This window comes from Kitasatospora sp. NPDC101155, from assembly GCF_044768305.1.
GTDB lineage: Bacteria > Actinomycetota > Actinomycetes > Streptomycetales > Streptomycetaceae > Kitasatospora.
In genome coordinates, this window is sequence record NZ_JBIWPN010000009.1 from 184,218 (window position 1) to 201,200 (window position 16,983).

Genomic DNA, 16,983 nt, shown 5'->3' on the forward strand with positions numbered 1-16,983 from the left:
GCTAGTCGTCGCGTTTCTTCAAGACCTCGCGGTGCGGCCCGACGCAGGATCGGGGCATGAACGCTCACCCGATGCACCCGTTCCTGGCCCGCGCCGCCTCCGCCGCGGCCGGTGTCGCCGCCGCCGTCCCGGCCGGGCAGCGGCTGGACGCGCCGACGCCCTGCGGGGAGTTCGACACGCGCGCGCTGATCAACCACTGGGTGCTCTACACCTCGCACGGCCTGGAGCACCGGGCCCGGCGGGCCGAGCTGTCCGAGGAGCTGACCGCCCGGGACTTCACCGTGGACGCCGACTGGCGCTCCGCCTACGCGGCGCAGCTGGAGCGGGCCGTCGCGGCCTGGGGCGAGCCGGCCGCCTGGGCCGGGGACGTCGACCTCGGCGGATCGCCGGTTCCGGCGGTGGGGATCGCGCGAATGCTGATCCTGGAGCTGGTGCTGCACGGCTGGGACATCGCGCGGGCGGTCGGCGGGGAGATCACGGTCGACGAGGAACTCGCTCTGTTGACCCTGGAGATCGTCGAGGAGAACGCCGAGCTGTACCGGCAGTACGCGGGCTTCGCCGGGGTCGTTTCCGTGCCGGACGACGCCTCGGCGTGGGACCGCGCGCTGGCCGCCTCCGGGCGCGATCCGCACTGGAAGGGCTGATGGGGGAAGGGCCTCCTGCCGGGAAGGGCGGGCAGGCTACGTCTCGGCGCGCTGGGTGACCTGAGCACTGGTTTGGTCGCCGAGGAACTCGTACCAGCAGCGTTGCAGCGCCGGGTAGTGCGTGGCCGCCTCGACGAGACCGAGAAACGACTTCACGGTGACAGCGAGCCGATCCTGCAGTTCGGTGTCGTTCAGGTCGCCGCTGTCGCCGAACGCCTGGTGGGCCCTCGTCAGGCTGAACATGTCCGGATAGACACGGGCCCCGAGATGTTCCAGCGGAACGCGGAGCGCCCACAGTCCCCGGTTTCCTCCCATCATGGAGGGCGAAGCCGAGACCAGCAGGGCGTGCTTGTCCTTGAACGGCTGCGGGCGAAAGCGTGACAGCCAGTCGATCGCGTTCTTCACCACGCCGGGGACCGACGCGTTGTACTCCGGCGAGGCGAGCACGAACGCGTGCGCTGCCTGAAGGCGATCGCGCAGGGCGACGGAGTTCTGCGGCTGGCCCTGGACGGTCTCGACGTCCCCGTCGTACGACGGCATGTCGAAGTCCCGCAGGTGGGCGAGATCGACGGCGGCGCCGTTCTCGGACAGCAGCTTGGCGGTCAGCCCGGCCAGCTGCCCGTTGAACGATCCCGCCCGATAGGACCCGGACAGCACCAGCACGCGCAGCGGCTCTGGATTCGCACTCACATGTGCCACCCTGCCACGCGACCGCCCGCCTCGCCGCCCGCGCTGGTCCGAACGCGGGCGGCTGATCGCGGGCGGCTGATCGCGCGCCAGTGAGCGAAGTTCTAGGAGCCCGCCAACGCCTTCCGCAGCTTGGCACGCAGGAGGCGGACGGCCGGGGACTGCTGGTCGCGGCGGGCGATGAGCCCGAGGCGGGCGTGGGTGGCGGCGTCGGTGAGTGGGACGGCCCGCAGTCCGGCGCCCTGGGCGGAGGAGGCGCTGAGGACGGCGACCCCGGCGCCGCGCTCGGCGAGGCGGAGCAGGGCCACCGGGGAGCTGGCGTCGATGTCCACGCGGGCGTCGAGACCGAGGTGGGCGCAGGAGCGCTCGTAAGCGGCGCGGATGCCGGTACCGGCGGAGAGGCAGAGGATCTTCTCGCCGCGCAGGTCCTGCAGCTGCAACTCGGCTCGGTCGAGGGGGTGTCCGGTCGGGACGACGGCGGCAAGCGGCTCGTCGATGACGACGGTGGCCTCCAGGCCCGGGGAGACCTCGCCCGCGTAGCCGATCAGGGCCAGGTCGAGGGCGCCGGACAGGACCTGCGACTGCAGCAGCTCGGAGTGGCCCTCGTGCAGGCTCAGTTCGATGCCGGGGTGAGTACGGCCGAGGTCGGCAACGGTGTCCAGGAACGGCGGGATGGAGCAGCCGGTGATCATGCCGAGGCGGACCCGGCCGCGTACGGCGTCGGCGAACTCGGCGGCGGTGTGCTGGATGGCGTCGAGGGTGGCGAGGGCGTTCTTGGCGAGCGGGAGAACGGCCTCGCCGGCGGGGGTGAGCTGGACGCGGCGGCCGGCGCGGTCGAGGAGTTGCTGTCCCAACTCGCGCTCCAGTTTGGCAACTTGGGTGCTGATGCCGGACTGGCTGACGTGCAGGCGGTTGGCGGCCGCCGTGAAGGAGCCCTCGTCGACGACGGCGGCGAAGTAGCGCAGCTGGTGCATCTCCATAACTGCTGATGATAGTTGGCATCTGATCTATCTGTTGGACGGATGGATGGGAGGTCGGGAGGATGGAGGCATGACGACGACGAAGACTGCGCGCGAGCTGGCCGAGACCTACTTCACCGCCTGGGAGGCGGGCGACTTCGACACCATCCGGGGGCTGCTGGCCGACGACGTGGACTTCGTCGGGGCGCTGGGCACGGCATCGGGGATCGAGGAGGCGCTGGGCGGGCTGAAGGGCCTCGGGCAGGTGCTGGAGAAGATCGACGTGAAGGTGCGAGTGGCGGAGGGCGATGAGGTGATCACCTGGTTCGAGCTGTGCACCACGGTTGCGCCGCCGGCGCCGACGGCGAACTGGATGCACGTGGAGAACGGGAAGATCGCCCGGATCCGGGTGACCTTCGACCCGCGCGGGCTGCTGGCGGGCTTCGAGAAGAAGAGCTGAATTCGACGGAACAGGAGGGCCGTGATCGCCGGGGGCGGTGACGGCCCTCTTCGGCTGTTCGCGCTCAGGCGTCCTCGTCGGGCGGAGTCGCCCTGAGGGCGGTGATGACGCCCAGGGCGACCGTGGCGACCGCGAGGGCGAGGAGGACGGCGAAGGCCGCCCCGATCAGGAATCGCACGGGCGCTCGCGGTCCGCGTCGAGGAGCAGGGTGAGGAGGTTGAGAAGGGTTGAGGCCGGGGCCGTGTTGAAGCGGACGAGGACGCGGCCGTCGATGGTCCTGTCGGTGTCGGCCGAGGGCCAGATGAGGCCGAACTTCTTTCCGCGCTCCTGGAGTTCGGCAAGGAGGGTGCGGATGTGGTCCTCGGTGTAGGCCGGGATCCGGGGATCGGTCGGCTTCATCGGGCGGCGGGGGACGGGCATCAGGCGGCGTCCAGCTCGAACCAGATGCACTTGCCACGCTCCTGCGGGTCGACGCCCCAGCGGTGGGTAAGGCCGGCGACGAGCTGGAGGCCCCGCCCGGACTCGGCGAGGAGGGCGAGGGGCTGCGACTCGGGGAGCATCGGGCTCTCGTCGGAGACGGAGACCCGGAGGACCTTGCGGAGGAAGAGGATCTGGACGATCGGCGCAGGCGTGTGGCCGTGCCGCCAGGCGTTCACGAGCAGCTCGCCGAGGGCGAGTTCGGCGTCGAAGGTGGCGGAGGGGTGCCAGCCGGAGCGGATCATCGCGTCGCGGAGGGACTGGCGGGTGAGGGCGAAGGAGGGCGTGTTGAGGTGACGCATGGGAAGTCTCCCGGGCGTGATTGAGGAGGGAGATCCGGCGGACATGGGTCGCCGTGAACCAGGCCAGGCAAATGGGCATGGCTGCTCTGCGGAGCCTGCTAGCAGGCGTTACTGACGATCCGTCGGATCGATGTGAGAACGACCATAACGCACCTTGACTACAATTGAAGGCAATCCGGCTCAGGTTCCCCCTTCCGTGCGAAGCGCGGCAGACTGGCCCCACGCGCCCCACGGAGAGGACACCATGCCGCTACGTCGCGAACCGACCTTGCGCCAGCGCCGGCTGGGCACAGAGATGCGAAAGATGCGCGAGCAGGCAGGATTCGGAGGCAGCCAACTCGCCCGATCGCTTGGCCTGGCGCCAACCCAGGTGACCCAGATGGAGACCGGGAAGATCGGCGTCAGTGCCGAACGTCTGCGCACAGTCGCCGCAGCGTGCAGTTGCTCCAACGCTCCCCTCATCGACGCCCTCGCAGAGATGGCCGTCGAACGCAGGAAGGGGTGGTGGGAGGAGTATCGCGGAGCAGTCTCCTCAGACCTGCTCGACCTCGCAGAACTTGAGGACACCGCAACACGCCTCGTCGCCTACACGATCACGTTCGTACCTGGGCTGCTGCAAACCGACGCCTACGCCGCCTCAGTCTTCGCCCGAGCCATCCCGCCATTGCCTCAGCACGAGGTCGATGTCCGTATGGACTTCCGGATGAAGCGGCAGCAAATCATCCGTCCAAATGGTGTGCCCTACCGCGCGTTCATCCACGAAGCAGCTCTCCGAATGCAGTTCAGTGGCCCAAAGGTTCTCGCTGAGCAGCTCGAAGCTCTCATCAGGCACTCCGAGACCCCAGAGGTCTCGATCCGCGCGGTACCGTTCGATATCGAGTCCCTGCCCGGCCCGAGCGAGAACTTCATCTACGCAGAAGGCCCTGTGCCCGAGCTGGACTCAGTGCAGATCGACACCACCCACAACAGCCTGATCCTCGACTCTCCTGCACCACTCGCGAGCTACCGCGAGATCCTTGATCGGATGGCTTCCGTTGCACTCTCGGAGGAGGAGTCACGAGACTTCATCCGGCAGATCAAGAAGGAGATAGAGAGCAAACATGGATAGCTCCGTGTGGCAGAAGTCCAGTTACTCCGGCGCAAACAATGCGTGCGTCGAAGTCCGCACGGTTGGCGCCGCCGTCGAAGTACGCGAGTCCGATGAGGGCCACCTCATCATCCGGACTACCCCGACCGTCCTCGCTGCCCTCCTCCACGGCATCAAGGCCGGCGAGTTCGACCATCACGCCTGATGCGCAGCGGGAGTAGGAAGTCGGTCTCGCGACTCTGCTGGCGAAGTCGCTCGGGATGGGTGTTGGGCAGCAGGCACCCGCCGGTTGTTGCAGGTCGGCGGACCGGACCAACCACTTCGCCAGCAGAGTCGCGGGGTCGACTTCCTGTGCTCGGAGAATCCCGTCGGCACGATGGCCCCAAGATGGGCCAAGCCCCAGGCCGGAGGCCTGGGGCTTGGGGGCTTGCGTTCGCGCGTGCTACTTGAGCGGCGTGCCGCCCGCGTTGTGGTTGGCGGTCGTCTTGTTGATCAGGTTCCTGCCGTCGGTCTCGGGCGTGGTCTGCTCCGACCAGCCGGCGCCGAACAGGAGGGCGCCGACGTGCGCGTTCGCCACCTGGTCCATATGCGAGAAGAACCAGTCGACCTTGTCGTCCTTGTAGTGGCCGGGGGTGTTGTTCCCCGCCATGTTGCCAAGGGGGATCTGCCACAGGACCACCGGCTTGCCCACCGACTCGGACATCGTCTTGTAGAACGCGAGCGCGGCGAAGCCCTTCTGGTCGTTCCAGAAGGTGTCCTTGCTGCCGTGGGCGGGCAGCGCGTACCAGCCCGCGTCGCGGTCCGTCACGTCGGTGACCAGGAAGTCGGCGTTCTTCGCCCCGAGGTCCGCGTAGTCCTTGACGCACTGCGGGGTGTTCTGCTGCCAGTCGAAGCAGGACAGGTGCAGTCCCACGCCGGTGTTCGGCGCGTACTTGTGCCCCATCGCGATCAGGCACTGGGCCAGGCCGGAGGCGCTGTTCTCCTGCGATCCGCAGTCCGTCGGGTTCGCGGCCTTGACCTGCGCGGAGACCTGGTGCGGATTGCCGAGCGACCGGACGTAGCCCCAGAAGTCCGGCTCGATGTCGACCATGTCCTGCGCGGTGCCGATCTTCTGGAGGAAGAAGCGGTAGTCGTTCATGTACTTGGTGAGCAGGTCGGCCCGGTTGATGGCCTGGACCTCGCCGGGACCGTCGCCCTGGCCCGCCATGTCTCCGAGGTCGCGCAGCGAGTACCAGGTGAAGTGGAACTTCTGCGGGCGCGGCTTGCCCTGGTACGTCGCCTTGGACGCGCGGTCGTTGTCCACGGTCACCTGGGTGCCGGGCGCCGTGGTGTCGCCGGTCCAGCAGCCCCACCAGCCCGACCACTCGGCCTTGCAGCGCGAGGCCGTGTAGGCGTCGGACGAGGGCGCGGGCTGGCTGTGGATGTAGGCGTACCGGACGTCGAACGGCGCGGCGTTCGCCGTGGCGTCGTCCATCAGGCCGCCGATGAGGATCGTGCTGCTCCCCATGATCCGCTTCGCCGAGCTGCCGCCGGAACTCCCCGCGTTGCTGCTGCCGTTGCCGGAGCTGCCCGTGTTGCTGCTGCCGCCGCTGCTGGAGCTGCCCGTGCTGCCGCTGCCGCTGTCGCCGTTGCTGCCGCCGCCGCTGACACTACCGGCCGGGATGAGCTGCCACTGCTGCTGGGGGCCGTTCCAGTCGTGGAACTGGGCGATGTGGCTCCCGTCGGTCTTGGAGCCGCCAGGGACCTCAACGGCATTGCCGCTGAAGCGGTTGATCAGACGCACGTAGCCGTCCGACGACTTCTCCAGGTGGAACTGCTGGTTGGCGCCGTTCAGGTCGCGCCACTGCACCAGCTCGGAGCCCTCGGTCGTCGACCAGTTGTAGTCGTCCAGCACCTTGCCGGAGTTCCGGTTCTGCAGCCGGTAGTTCCCGTCACCCGAGTCGATGAACTTCCACTGCTGGTTGGTCGCGCCGCTACGGTTCCACTGCGCCAGCGGAGCACCGTCGTTCGTGGCGAAGCCGTAGTCGTCCAGCGCCTTGCCGGTGCTGCGGTTGACCAGCATGTACCAGGAGTTCGTGTCCACGGTGGTTCCCGCCGAGGCCGTGTTGACCACGGCCACGGAGCCACCCACGACCGCCAGGCCGACGGCTGCCCAGAAACCCCGGCGCTGGTACAGCCGACGGCGGCGATGCGTCTGCCGCTCCCCCGGAACGGTCGAGCGGGACGACGCGCGACCACGGCGGGCGCGGCCGCCGGGCGACGCCTCCGGCGACGTGGATGAGCGAGGGAACATGTCGATGCTCACTTTCAGCCATTGCCTCTGACCGGACCGCCTGCCCGGACACCACCCAGTGGTCACCGCCCCGGGGAAAGGTTGCCGCGGGCCGAGAGAATTCTTTTCGGGCATCGCGGGCCTCGTGATCGACGCCGGCCACGGCTGATGGGCGGAACAGGAAGTCGGACGGGCGACTCTGCTGGCGCAGTCGCTCGGGATGGGTGTTGGGCAGCAGGCACCCGCCGGTTGTTGCAGGTCGGCGGACCGGACCAACCACTTCGCCAGCAGAGTCGTCTCGCCGACTTCCTACTCCCCGCCCGTGCCATGCTGGCCGCCATGAAGATCGCCGCAGCCCAACTGACCTGCGTCCCCGCCGACATCCCCGCCAACGTCCGGCAGCTCGTCACCCTCGCCGGACAGGCGCGCTCGCAGGACGCCGAGCTGATCGTCTTCCCCGAACTCACCCTGACCGGGTACGAGCTCGAAGCCACGGCCGCCGATCCCGACCTCTGGGTGACCGCAGACGACGCCCGCCTGGACACCTTGCGATCCACCGGGATCGCCACCGTCGTCAACTGCGCCGTCCCCACCGACGGACCCCGGCCCGCCATCGGCACATACGTCTACGGCAGCGACGGCGAGCTGATCACCACGTACCTCAAGCAGCACCTCTACGAGAACGAGCAGGGCATCTTCACCGCAGGCGACCAGGACGGCCGCTTCGAACTGGGCGGCCTCCGCTTCGCGCTCGCCACCTGCTTCGACAACCACTTCCCCGACCTCACCGCCCGAGGCGCCGCCGACGGCTGCCACGTGCACCTGGCCAGCTCCCTCTACGGCACCGGCAACGGCATCCACGAGCGGGCAACCGTCTACCCGGGCATCGCCAAGGACACGGACACGCACGTCGTCCTCGCCAACCACGTCGGCCCGTCGGGCCCGTGGACCGGCTGCGGCGGCGCCGCCCTGTGGGCCCCGGGCGGGGCACTCCTGACCGAGGCCGACGGCCACACCACCACGGTGGCCGTCGCCGACATCCTCTAGCGCTGTGACCGGCAAGGTCGCCGGATCGGGGTGGCCTGAGCCCGTTGTCAGAGCCTCCCGATAGCGTGCCGGCAGCCAGCTGCGACTGATCTCCGGGAGGACAACCATGGACATCCTGCTCATCGCCGGCCTGTGGCTCGACGGATCCGCATGGGACGAGGTCGCGTCCGAACTCACCGCGCTCGGCCACCGTCCAGTGCCGCTCGCCCTCCCCGGCCAGGGTGACGGCGCCGCCTCCGCGACGCTCGACGACCAGCTGGCAGCAGTGGTCGCCGCCGTTGACGCGGCGCCCGGCAAGCCCCTGGTGGTGGGGCACTCCGCCGCATCGAGCCTGGCCTGGCTGGCTGCGGACGCGCGTCCGGAGAAGGTCGCCAAGGTCGCACTGATCGGCGGCTTCCCCGCCGCCGACGGGCGGGCTTATGCCGATCACTTCGCGATCGAGGGCGGCGCCATGCCCTTCCCGGGCTGGGGCCCCTTCGAGGGAGCGGACTCCGCCGACCTGGACCAGGAGACCCGGCACCGCCTCGCGTCCGCCGCCGTCCCCGTCCCCGAGGGGGTCGCCAGGGGAGTCGTGCGCCTGACCGACGAGCGCCGCTTCGACGTCCCCGTCGTGGTCGTCTGCCCCGAGTTCACCCCTGCCCAGGCGGAGGAGTGGATCGCCGCCGGCGAGAGCCCCGACCTCGCCCGCGTCACCCGCCTCGAGTACGTGGACCTCGACTCGGGCCACTGGCCGATGGCCACCCGCCCCGGCGATCTCGCCCGCGTCCTATCAGAGGCCGCGAGCTCGTAGTGCTGTGGCGGGGTGGGTGTTCATGCCGCTGCCGGTAGTGATCCGCAGCCCCAGCGGATGCCCTTTTCGCTGCGGATGGGTTGGCGGTGCCTTGCGGCGCCGGTTGATGCTCCTACAGATGACACGTCGGAGTGGGAAGTCGGCCCGGCCGACTTCCCACTCCGCCCCCCTCAGCCGCCGGAGCGGATCGGCTCGCCCGTCCGGTGCAGGTGGCCGAGGATCTCGCGGTACGAGCGGAGCAGGCCCGTCTCGTAGTACGGGATGCCCTTCTCCGCGCAGAACTCCCGGGTGATCCGGGCGGCCCGCCCGAGTGCGGGGGTGGGCATGCTGGGGAAGAGGTGGTGCTCCACCTGGTAGTTGAGGCCGCCCATCACCGAGTCGAGGACCGGGCCGCCTCGGACGTTGCGCGAGGTGAGCACCTGGCGGCGCAGGAAGTCGAGCCTCATCTCCGGGGTCACCATCAGCATGCCCTTGTGGTTCGGGGCGAAGACGCAGCCCAGGTAGACGCCCAGCAGCGCCTGGTGCACGGCGAGGAAGGCGACCGCCTTGCCGACCGGGAGGGCCGCGAAGACCAGGCCGAAGTAGGCCGCGAAGTGGACGACCAGCAGCGCGCCCTCCAGCAGCGGCCGCTTCATCACCGGGCTGCGCAGCGCGCGGAAGCTGTTGAAGCTGAGGTTGAGGCCCTCCAGCAGGAGCAGCGGGAAGAACAGGTACGCCTGCCGGCGGCCGATGAACCGGGCGAGTCCGCTCGCCTGCCGGGCCTGCCGCTGGGACCACACGACGAGGTCGGGAGAGACGTCCGGGTCCCGTTCCTCGTGGTTCGGGTTGGCGTGGTGGCGGGTGTGCTTGTTCATCCACCAGCCGTAGCTCATGCCCATCAGCAGGTTGGCGGCGATCCGGCCGCCGATCTCGCTCGGCAGGCGTCGGCTGAACACCTGGCGGTGCGCCAGGTCGTGCGAGAGCAGGCCGATCTGGGCGAAGACGACGGACATCGCTGCCGCCAGGCCGAGTTGCCACCAGGTGTCGCCCAGCGCGAGGAGTGCCCACCAGCCGCCGAGGAACGCGGCGAGCACCAGGCCGGCGCGGACGGCGTAGTAGCCGGGGCGCCGGTCGAGCAGGCCCTCGGCGGCTATCCGACGGCTCAACCGGGCGAAGTCGCTGCCACCGCCCTCCGGTTGTGGAGCGGGGGCCTCGGGAGCCTTGGTCATCGTCACGGACTGTGTGGGCATGCTCCGAGTCTGGTTCGACGGGCGGCTGCGAAGAACGGGGAAAGCACCCGTCCCGTGCGGGTGTTAACCCCCGCACCACGAGGGGCGTCAGCAGGCCGGGACGCCCCGGCCTCGCGGGGCAGCGTGTCGGAGCCACGGTCTACGCTCCCCATCACCTACGAGCCCTGGGGAAGACCGGATGTCCTACGACGATGACGACGATTACGAGTACCTGCCCGCACTGATCACGGCCCTGACCGACCCGTCCGAGGGGGAGTGGACCATCGACGGCTGGCGGATCGCGCGGCTCGGCCTGGTCCAGGGGTCCGCCGAGTACGGCACGATCTACGACCCGCTGGGACCGGAGGCCACGGGCTTTCCGATGCGGCCCGGCGGCACGCCGGTCTACCTGGTCTCCAGCGAGGACGCGCCCGAGGAGCCGGTGGCCGCTCTGGTGCACCCCAGCGACACCATCCCGGTTCGGACGGAGGACTGGGGCGACCGCGTGGCGACCCCCTCCGGCCTGGCCGTGCTGCACGCGAACCCCACCAACAACTGGATCGAACCGGCCGCCCAGATCGTCAAGCGCACCTGGGCCGTACTGCACGCACGCGCCGCCGAGGGCGACGACTGGATGCTGGAGAACTTCCGCGAGATGCTCCAGCACGTCAGGGTGGACCCGACCGACTGGCCGGTGGAACCGGTCGAGGGCGACTTCGAGAACAACTGGCTGATGATCCCGGACGAGGCCGGCACCGGCACCGTGCTGGGCATCCTGGTCGACCCGGACGGCTCCAACACGACCGCGTGCCTGGACGCCGAGGGCAACACGGTGGCGGCCCTGCTCACCTTCGGCTTCTGACCCGACCGAGCAACCCCAGCATGGTGGCCCCCCGCACGGGGGCCACCCGACGGCCGTGGCCGCTCAGGCCTTGCCGCCGCCGCCCTGCCAGGCGGCGCGCTGGCGGAGGGAGGTGCGGTTGCCGTCCGGGTCCACGGTCTCGATGCGGACGCCGAAGCCGTAGTCCTCCGGTTCGGGCTGCTCGAAGACCACGCCTCGCTCGCGCAGCACCTCGAAGTCCGCCCGCAGGTCGTCCGACTCGATGAGGAGCGGGCCGGGCGCGGCTGCGCCGGACCGGCGTCCGGCGGGCTGTCCCGCGGCCGGGGCGTGCCGCCAGAGGACGGCAGGATGCAGGACAGGATCGCGGCCACCACCTCCCGGGGGGGCGCACGCCTCTCCGATCCAGCGTTCCATCCGGGCCCGGAGCTGGGTGCCGAGCCTGGCCAGGGCGTCCAGCAGCAGGCCCTGCTTGGTCGTGAAGGCTCCCGGGAGTTCGACGACGGGCCCGGGGCCCGCACTGCCGTCACGCCATCTGACGCCGCGCCACCTGGCGGCGGACCGCCCAGACCGCTCCGCCGAGGACGAAGCCGTAGACGGACACCAGCCCGTGGCCGTTCTCCTGGGCGAACCACATCGCCAGGCCCAGCGCCGGGACGCCGGCCGCCAGGGCGAGCTCCTTGGGCAGGCGGGTGCGGGTGAGGAAGGCGAGGGCGAGGGTGGCGCCGAGGAAGTAGGTGGCGCCGGAGCTGCCGGCGAAGTTGCGGGGGTCGGTGCTGGGGCCGCGGCCGAACCCGAGCAGGCTGTCGATCCGGCCGGGCAGCAGGATGCCGGCCAGGAAGAAGCCGAGGGTGAGCGGGCCGCCCCAGTACCACTGGGCGAGCGCGGCTACGGCGGCGAGGGTGACGAGGTTCCACAGGCCGCCGAAGAGGCCGCCGTTCTGCATGAAGACCGAGGTGAACTCGCGCCACCAGCCGGACTTGGCGGGGTCCGCGTCCAGCGCGTCCATGGCGCCGGACCAGACCAGCTGGAGCAGGACGCCGCCGACGCCGATCGCGGTCAGGGCGACCGCCGCCCACGGGACCGGCCGCCCGCGCAGGGTGTCGCGACCGACCACGCCGAGCCCGCAGTTGACCATCATGACCATCAGCGCGGCCGTGGTCACGTTGAAGACGATCGCCCCCATGACTGCCACTCCCCCCGGACTCCGGCATTCCAACACCGTTCGAAACCTGATGGCGCAAAGCTAGCACAGTTTTCGAACGGTGTTTGAAAACGATGTACGGTGGATCCATGAAGCTCACCAAGGAGCGCATCGTCGACGCGGGCATGGCCGTATTCGCCGAGGTCGGCTACCAGAACCTGTCCATGCGCCAGGTCGCCGACCGCCTCAACGCCCACGCCGGCAGCCTCTACTACCACGTACGCGGCAAGGACGAACTGCTCGCCCTGATGGCCGACCGGGTCTGCCGCCGGGCCCACGACGCGGGCACCGAAGCCCTGTCCGCCCTCCCGCCCACCGCCACCTGGCAGGCCCACATCGAGGCCCAGGCCACCGCCCTGCGCCTCGAAATCAAGCAGCACCCCGGCGGCGCCCAGCTCCTCGCCGAGAGCCCCGGCGTACTCAGCACCGGCGGCCTCGCCCTGATGGAACGCCTACTGCGCACCCTCCTCGACGCCGGACTGCCCCCCGCCCACTGCGGCATCGCCGCCGACACCCTGCTCAGCCACGTCACCGGCTTCGTGCTCCAGGAACAGAACCAGCCGGCCGCCGCACCCACCGTCACCGCCGAGCTCTACGCCGAACTGTGCGAGCGGTTCCCCCTGGTCATGGGCGACTTGATTCCACGGCTGAGCCAGGACGAGAAGTTCGCGCGAAGCATCCGCCTGCTCTGCACGGGCTTCGCGGCACTCCGCTAGCCGACGGAGACCGGCCGGGCCCGGCCGGACGGGATCAGTAGGTGTCGTCCGGCAGGCCGCGGCGCCACTCCTGGAACCGGTCGAACCAGCGGATCCAGTCCGCGAGCCGACTGTCCTCGGCGACGAACAGGGAGCCGATCGCACTGGCCGGGTCGACGAGCGGGATGGAGAACTCCATCCGCTCCTCCATGTCCTCCAGGCAGTCCTGCTCGTACTCCGTCAGGCTGTCCCGGGCGTACGTCACCAGCGGGTAGCCGCCGGCCGGCGGGCGAGGGTCCGGCAGAACGGGAATGCAGCGCCACATCACCCCACAGCGCCGAATGAGGGTCTCGCCCATGTACCAGGCGGCAACCTCCAGCAGCGGGGTGTCCCGGGCGGCCCGGACCTCCTCCCAGGTGTCGAACCGGCCGAGGAGCAGCGACTGGAGGCGGTCCAACGAGGCGGGCTCGAAGTCCCAGCCGCCACCGTTCTCCTCCGCCCACACGGGAAACGCCTCGCGCTGCGCGGCGAGCCACCCGGCCAGCCGGGGATTGTCGGCCCACTCCGGAGTGTCGATCGGATCCATACCGGCAGCCTACGGGGCGAGCACCTCGGCGAAGCGTAACAGTCCTGTGTGCAAGGTGGGTTGACGTTCGGCAGGGCGTCGAATCGAGGAGACGCGACCACCGCCAGACGTCTACTGTTCGAACTCTGGCGGCGCACACGTTAATTGGGGGCCCGTTTCGGCGCCGTTCACGCAACTGTCTTTTTCAGCGGGCTCCTTGGGGGAGTAGCCACGTGACAGACCTGATACCCCGCCGTGCACGCATCTGGGTGCGCGGCGGCCTAGCACTGACCTGCACCGCCGTCCTGGCGGTCACCGGCCTGCCCGGCCTGCAGGGCACCGCATACGCGGCGAAGGGCAAGCGCTGCGACGAGTTCTACCCGAGCGCGAAGGGCGGCACCCAGGGGACGTCCTTCCCCTGGGACAAGTCGTCCGACAGCGTCCGGGACGAGTCCGCCTGGGACTCGTACAAGTACGAGGCCCCGCGCCAGGCCTTCGACGGGCTCACGCTCCCGTCCGACCCGGCCGAGCAGGAGGCGTTCCTCAAGAAGTTCGACAAGCCGCACGAGCAGTACCCCAAGGGCTCCACGGATCGCCTCTACGCGACGTACAAGGAGTACCTGGCCCGCGACCCGCAGAACACCAGGTACGGCACCTTCGAGAAGTGGCTCTCCGACGCCTACATCCTGCCGAACAACAACAACCGGCGCGGTGCCTTCTACGAGGAGAAGGTGGTCAAGGACCTCGGGCTGATCGGCCCCGACTGGCTCTGCCAGGAGGAGATCCCGATCCTCGACAAGGACGGCAAGCCCGTCATCGGCAAGGACGGCAAGCCGATGGTCCGCAAGTGGGACGCGGTCAACTACAAGACCAAAGACTTCCTGGAGTTCAAGGCCGGCGGCGGCCGTGACACCACCCAGGATCCGACGAACAAGGCCTTCCTGCAGGACCCCCAGCGCAAGGACGCGCGGGTCACCTACGTCTTCGGCGAGGAGAAGACGAGCGCGACCAAGAAGTACCTCGCCAAGGTCAACACCGACGTGGGCTCGGACCCGGCGAACCCGCGCGTACGCAGCTACGAGCACCGGTCCACCAGTGTGCCCGTCTCCAAGTTCGACCCGAACACCTCCGAGCCCGACCCGTACATGAACACCGGGGCCAAGCAGCCCTCCGGCGGCGCCGCCCGGAACATCCAGGGGTCCATGCCGACCCCGAAGGACATGGCCGAGCGGATGGCCCGGATCCGAGCCGACGACCCGACCGGCCTGCGGGTGCGCGGCCCGGGCGGCGTGGACTTCTCCACCCTGCAACTCTCCTACGTCGGCAAGCCGGTCAAGGGCCAGGCGTTGAGCTACGCGTTCGCCGCCAAGAAGGCCGACGAGGACGAGGAGAACCTCGGCTGGGGCGGCCAGGAGAAGGCGCAGCTCATCTCGGACTCCTTCTTCACCTGGCTCGCGCTGACGCCGGACAAGTTCTGGGTCAACCTGATGCCCGATCAGCCCGACCGGATCATGGACCCGACCTTCGGGAAGACCGACGCCGGGCGGGTGCTGCTCCAGGCCGACCTGGAGATGAAGCACGACTGGGCCAAGGACGTGGACCCGCGCCAGGGCATCGGCAAGAAGCTCTGGGACGCCCTGCAGGCCGAAGGCCTCGACTGCGGGCCGATCGAGCGCAACTGGATCGTGCCACTGCCCGCGAAGATCCGCGCCGACGAGAACGGCGTCTACATCCTCGACGCGCCGCTGAAGGTCAACTCCGAGGCCGCGGTCACCACCGCCCACAACCCGAACGGGGACTGCAAGCTCACCGAGGCCCAGACCCGCACCTTCGAGCGGCTGGTCCGCGAGATCGTCGTCCCGGACATCGAGCACAAGGTCAACACCGCCCCGGCGTACGCCGACCTGCGCCGCGTCTACAGCGCCCGGGTCGCCGCCGAGTACGTGCGACAGCAGGACCAGCAGGAGGCGACCGACTACCGGTCGATCATCAACAGCAACGACGTCTCCCAGTGGCCGCTCCGGGGCGGGAACAAGAGCTGGACGCCGCGACAGACCTGGGAGGAGTACGTGAAGTCCTTCACCCGGGGCGACTACAGCTTCCCCTGCGGGGACAACGGGCAGATCTGCGTCGTGGGCGGCGTGGACTTCTCCCAGTCGCCCAAGCAGGACATCGGCGCGTCCGAGTTCGCCGCCAAGCACCAGGACCTGCCGCGCTCCGCGCAGACCTCGGTGAAGGCGATGACCGACAAGGCGGACACCGACGACCTGCTGCTCCTCGGCGGTGGCGGGCCGGTCGACAACGGCCCGAGTCCGACGCCGACCCCGACGCCGACGGACACTCCGACGTCGACGCCCACCGGTACCCCGACCGGCGCTCCCACCGGCGGCCCGACGGACACCCCGAGCGCCACGCCCACCGGTACGCCCACCGGTACGCCCACCACCACGCCGAGCACCCCGGCGGGTGGCGGCAGCGCCAGTCCCAGCCCCTCCCCGGCCCCAGCCGGTGGCAGCGGCAGCGGTAGCGGCAGCAGCAGCACCGGTGGCGGCGGAAGCCTCGCCCGCACCGGCGCGAACGTCCTGCCCCTGGCCGGCATCGCCGCCGTGCTCCTGGCGGGCGGCGCGGCCATGGTCTGGTGGCGTCGCCGCCGGGCCTGACCGCGTTCCACAGCCGTACGACCAGCCCCGCACCCGCCTGGTGCGGGGCCGGTCCCGTGCTCAGCCCTGCCGCGGCGGGCGGCGGCGCAGGCCGAGCAGCAGCAGGACCACCGCCGTCAGCACCGCCGCGGTACGCAGCACGCCCGGGGCCATCGACCAGCTGAACTGGCCCAGCGGGGAGCCGGGTTGGACGGCGCCACCGCTCTGCTTGGCGTGATTCATCGCGAACAGGGTGGACGCGCTCATCGTGACCAGCGGGATGCCGAGGATCACGAACTTGCGCATCGTGTCGGAGATCTGACGGGTCAGGTAGCCCAGCCCCCAGCCCGCCAGCATGGCCGGGAAGAAGCCGGACACCGCGCCGCCGACCAGCAGTCCGCAGGAGAGCAGGATCAGCGGGGACGGCTTGCGGGCGCCCTTGCCCGAGGCCTTGCCCGGGGCCTTGCCGGCGGCGGGAGCGGGGGCGGCCTTCGCCTTCCTCTGCTTCCTCGGCTTCGCCGCGGCCTGTTCGGCGGCCGCGGCCGCAGCCGCCTGCGCGGCCGCCTCCTCCGCCGCCCGCTGCTCGGGGACCGGCTTCGGCGCGGGCTGCGGCGTGTCCGAGAAGTCGAGCATCGTCATGGTCCACGGGCTCGAACTCTGCACGGTCGGCGGCGGGATCACCTCCGAACCGGTCTCGGGCCCGGCGACGCCCGGCAGGTCCAGCGACACGTTCGGGATGCCGCCGGTCGCGGCGGGCGCGGTCGGCGCGGCCGGCGGGCCGTACACACTGTCCTCGGACGGAACGCCGGGAACACCCGGGGCCGCAGCACCGTCACCGGACGAGCCGGATGAACCGGACGAGCCCGACGAGCCCGACACCCCCGCCCGCTCACTCCAAGGCCCGCTCTTGCGCCACCACTCGCCGTCCGTCATCACCGACACCCCGCCTCGCCCGGCTCGCCCATGGAGAGCGCGGCCGCCCACCGAACCGCCCTCGGCCGTGACGCTACCCACCGTGCCCCGCCCGCGCGAGTCCGCCGCGATCACCCGTACGCACCGCTCCCCCGCGAGGGCGCCCGGCCGCACGAGGGGATCCCGTCGTCCGCCCA

At 70.2% G+C, this 16,983-nt stretch carries 19 protein-coding genes; 9 read left to right on the plus strand and 10 right to left on the minus strand.

Annotated elements, in window-relative coordinates; genetic code table 11:
• Window positions 1-56: 56 nt before the first annotated feature.
• The gene (locus tag ACIRYZ_RS16330; RefSeq protein ID WP_402944405.1) at window positions 57-644 is read left to right on the plus strand and encodes a TIGR03086 family metal-binding protein; all 588 of its coding nucleotides are present in this window, start codon (window positions 57-59) and stop codon (window positions 642-644) included.
• Window positions 645-680: 36 nt separating this feature from the next.
• Here the strand turns inward: ACIRYZ_RS16330 and ACIRYZ_RS16335 are convergent, their stop codons facing one another.
• A complete protein-coding gene (locus ACIRYZ_RS16335) occupies window positions 681-1,307 on the minus strand; it encodes an NADPH-dependent FMN reductase (RefSeq protein ID WP_402944408.1) in 627 nt (208 codons plus the stop codon).
• Window positions 1,308-1,435: 128 nt separating this feature from the next.
• Window positions 1,436-2,311: a LysR family transcriptional regulator gene (locus ACIRYZ_RS16340; protein ID WP_402944410.1), complete on the minus strand. Its 876-nt coding sequence runs from the start codon at window positions 2,309-2,311 to the stop codon at window positions 1,436-1,438.
• A gap of 70 nt (window positions 2,312-2,381) precedes the next feature.
• Between ACIRYZ_RS16340 and ACIRYZ_RS16345 the strand changes: the two genes are divergently transcribed.
• Window positions 2,382-2,750: a nuclear transport factor 2 family protein gene (locus tag ACIRYZ_RS16345; protein WP_402944412.1), complete on the plus strand. Its 369-nt coding sequence runs from the start codon at window positions 2,382-2,384 to the stop codon at window positions 2,748-2,750.
• A gap of 165 nt (window positions 2,751-2,915) precedes the next feature.
• On the opposite strand, the gene ACIRYZ_RS16350 is transcribed toward ACIRYZ_RS16345, so the two are convergent.
• The gene (locus ACIRYZ_RS16350) at window positions 2,916-3,170 is read right to left on the minus strand and encodes a hypothetical protein (protein ID WP_402944415.1); all 255 of its coding nucleotides are present in this window, start codon (window positions 3,168-3,170) and stop codon (window positions 2,916-2,918) included.
• The gene (locus ACIRYZ_RS16355) at window positions 3,170-3,529 is read right to left on the minus strand and encodes an ATP-binding protein (protein ID WP_402944417.1); all 360 of its coding nucleotides are present in this window, start codon (window positions 3,527-3,529) and stop codon (window positions 3,170-3,172) included. The genes ACIRYZ_RS16350 and ACIRYZ_RS16355 overlap by 1 nt, the downstream gene beginning before the upstream one ends.
• Window positions 3,530-3,773: 244 nt before the next feature.
• Between ACIRYZ_RS16355 and ACIRYZ_RS16360 the strand changes: the two genes are divergently transcribed.
• Entirely contained in the window at window positions 3,774-4,637 is an 864-nt protein-coding gene (locus ACIRYZ_RS16360) for a helix-turn-helix domain-containing protein (RefSeq protein WP_402944419.1), read from the plus strand.
• Entirely contained in the window at window positions 4,630-4,821 is a 192-nt protein-coding gene (locus tag ACIRYZ_RS16365) for a DUF397 domain-containing protein (RefSeq protein ID WP_402944422.1), read from the plus strand. The genes ACIRYZ_RS16360 and ACIRYZ_RS16365 overlap by 8 nt, the downstream gene beginning before the upstream one ends.
• Window positions 4,822-5,058: 237 nt before the next feature.
• On the opposite strand, the gene ACIRYZ_RS16370 is transcribed toward ACIRYZ_RS16365, so the two are convergent.
• A complete protein-coding gene (locus tag ACIRYZ_RS16370; RefSeq protein ID WP_402944639.1) occupies window positions 5,059-6,756 on the minus strand; it encodes an RICIN domain-containing protein in 1,698 nt (565 codons plus the stop codon).
• Between the two features lie 471 nt (window positions 6,757-7,227).
• Here ACIRYZ_RS16370 and ACIRYZ_RS16375 point away from each other — a divergent pair, with 471 nt between their 5' ends.
• Window positions 7,228-7,935 carry a carbon-nitrogen hydrolase family protein gene (locus tag ACIRYZ_RS16375; RefSeq protein ID WP_402944425.1) on the plus strand — a complete coding sequence of 236 codons (708 nt, stop codon included), beginning with the start codon at window positions 7,228-7,230 and terminating at the stop codon, window positions 7,933-7,935.
• A 106-nt stretch (window positions 7,936-8,041) separates the two neighbouring features.
• The gene (locus ACIRYZ_RS16380; protein WP_402944427.1) at window positions 8,042-8,725 is read left to right on the plus strand and encodes an alpha/beta fold hydrolase; all 684 of its coding nucleotides are present in this window, start codon (window positions 8,042-8,044) and stop codon (window positions 8,723-8,725) included.
• A gap of 170 nt (window positions 8,726-8,895) precedes the next feature.
• On the opposite strand, the gene ACIRYZ_RS16385 is transcribed toward ACIRYZ_RS16380, so the two are convergent.
• A complete protein-coding gene (locus ACIRYZ_RS16385; protein WP_402944640.1) occupies window positions 8,896-9,933 on the minus strand; it encodes a fatty acid desaturase family protein in 1,038 nt (345 codons plus the stop codon).
• A 199-nt stretch (window positions 9,934-10,132) separates the two neighbouring features.
• On the opposite strand from ACIRYZ_RS16385, the gene ACIRYZ_RS16390 reads away from it, so the two are divergent.
• Window positions 10,133-10,795 (plus strand): hypothetical protein, encoded by a 663-nt coding sequence (locus ACIRYZ_RS16390; RefSeq protein ID WP_402944429.1) that lies wholly within the window; start codon window positions 10,133-10,135, stop codon window positions 10,793-10,795.
• Window positions 10,796-10,858: 63 nt separating this feature from the next.
• Here ACIRYZ_RS16390 and ACIRYZ_RS16395 read toward each other — a convergent pair whose 3' ends face one another.
• The gene (locus tag ACIRYZ_RS16395; RefSeq protein WP_402944431.1) at window positions 10,859-11,188 is read right to left on the minus strand and encodes a hypothetical protein; all 330 of its coding nucleotides are present in this window, start codon (window positions 11,186-11,188) and stop codon (window positions 10,859-10,861) included.
• Between the two features lie 109 nt (window positions 11,189-11,297).
• Window positions 11,298-11,957 (minus strand): hypothetical protein, encoded by a 660-nt coding sequence (locus ACIRYZ_RS16400; protein WP_402944434.1) that lies wholly within the window; start codon window positions 11,955-11,957, stop codon window positions 11,298-11,300.
• Window positions 11,958-12,064: 107 nt separating this feature from the next.
• Here ACIRYZ_RS16400 and ACIRYZ_RS16405 point away from each other — a divergent pair, with 107 nt between their 5' ends.
• Window positions 12,065-12,691 carry a TetR/AcrR family transcriptional regulator gene (locus ACIRYZ_RS16405; RefSeq protein ID WP_402944437.1) on the plus strand — a complete coding sequence of 209 codons (627 nt, stop codon included), beginning with the start codon at window positions 12,065-12,067 and terminating at the stop codon, window positions 12,689-12,691.
• A 34-nt stretch (window positions 12,692-12,725) separates the two neighbouring features.
• Here the strand turns inward: ACIRYZ_RS16405 and ACIRYZ_RS16410 are convergent, their stop codons facing one another.
• Window positions 12,726-13,256 carry a hypothetical protein gene (locus tag ACIRYZ_RS16410; RefSeq protein WP_402944440.1) on the minus strand — a complete coding sequence of 177 codons (531 nt, stop codon included), beginning with the start codon at window positions 13,254-13,256 and terminating at the stop codon, window positions 12,726-12,728.
• Window positions 13,257-13,468: 212 nt separating this feature from the next.
• On the opposite strand from ACIRYZ_RS16410, the gene ACIRYZ_RS16415 reads away from it, so the two are divergent.
• Window positions 13,469-15,895, plus strand: coding sequence for a hypothetical protein (locus tag ACIRYZ_RS16415; protein WP_402944442.1), 2,427 nt, complete (start codon window positions 13,469-13,471; stop codon window positions 15,893-15,895).
• Window positions 15,896-15,955: 60 nt separating this feature from the next.
• Here the strand turns inward: ACIRYZ_RS16415 and ACIRYZ_RS16420 are convergent, their stop codons facing one another.
• Window positions 15,956-16,660: a hypothetical protein gene (locus ACIRYZ_RS16420; RefSeq protein WP_402944444.1), complete on the minus strand. Its 705-nt coding sequence runs from the start codon at window positions 16,658-16,660 to the stop codon at window positions 15,956-15,958.
• Between the last annotated feature and the right edge of the window lie 323 nt (window positions 16,661-16,983).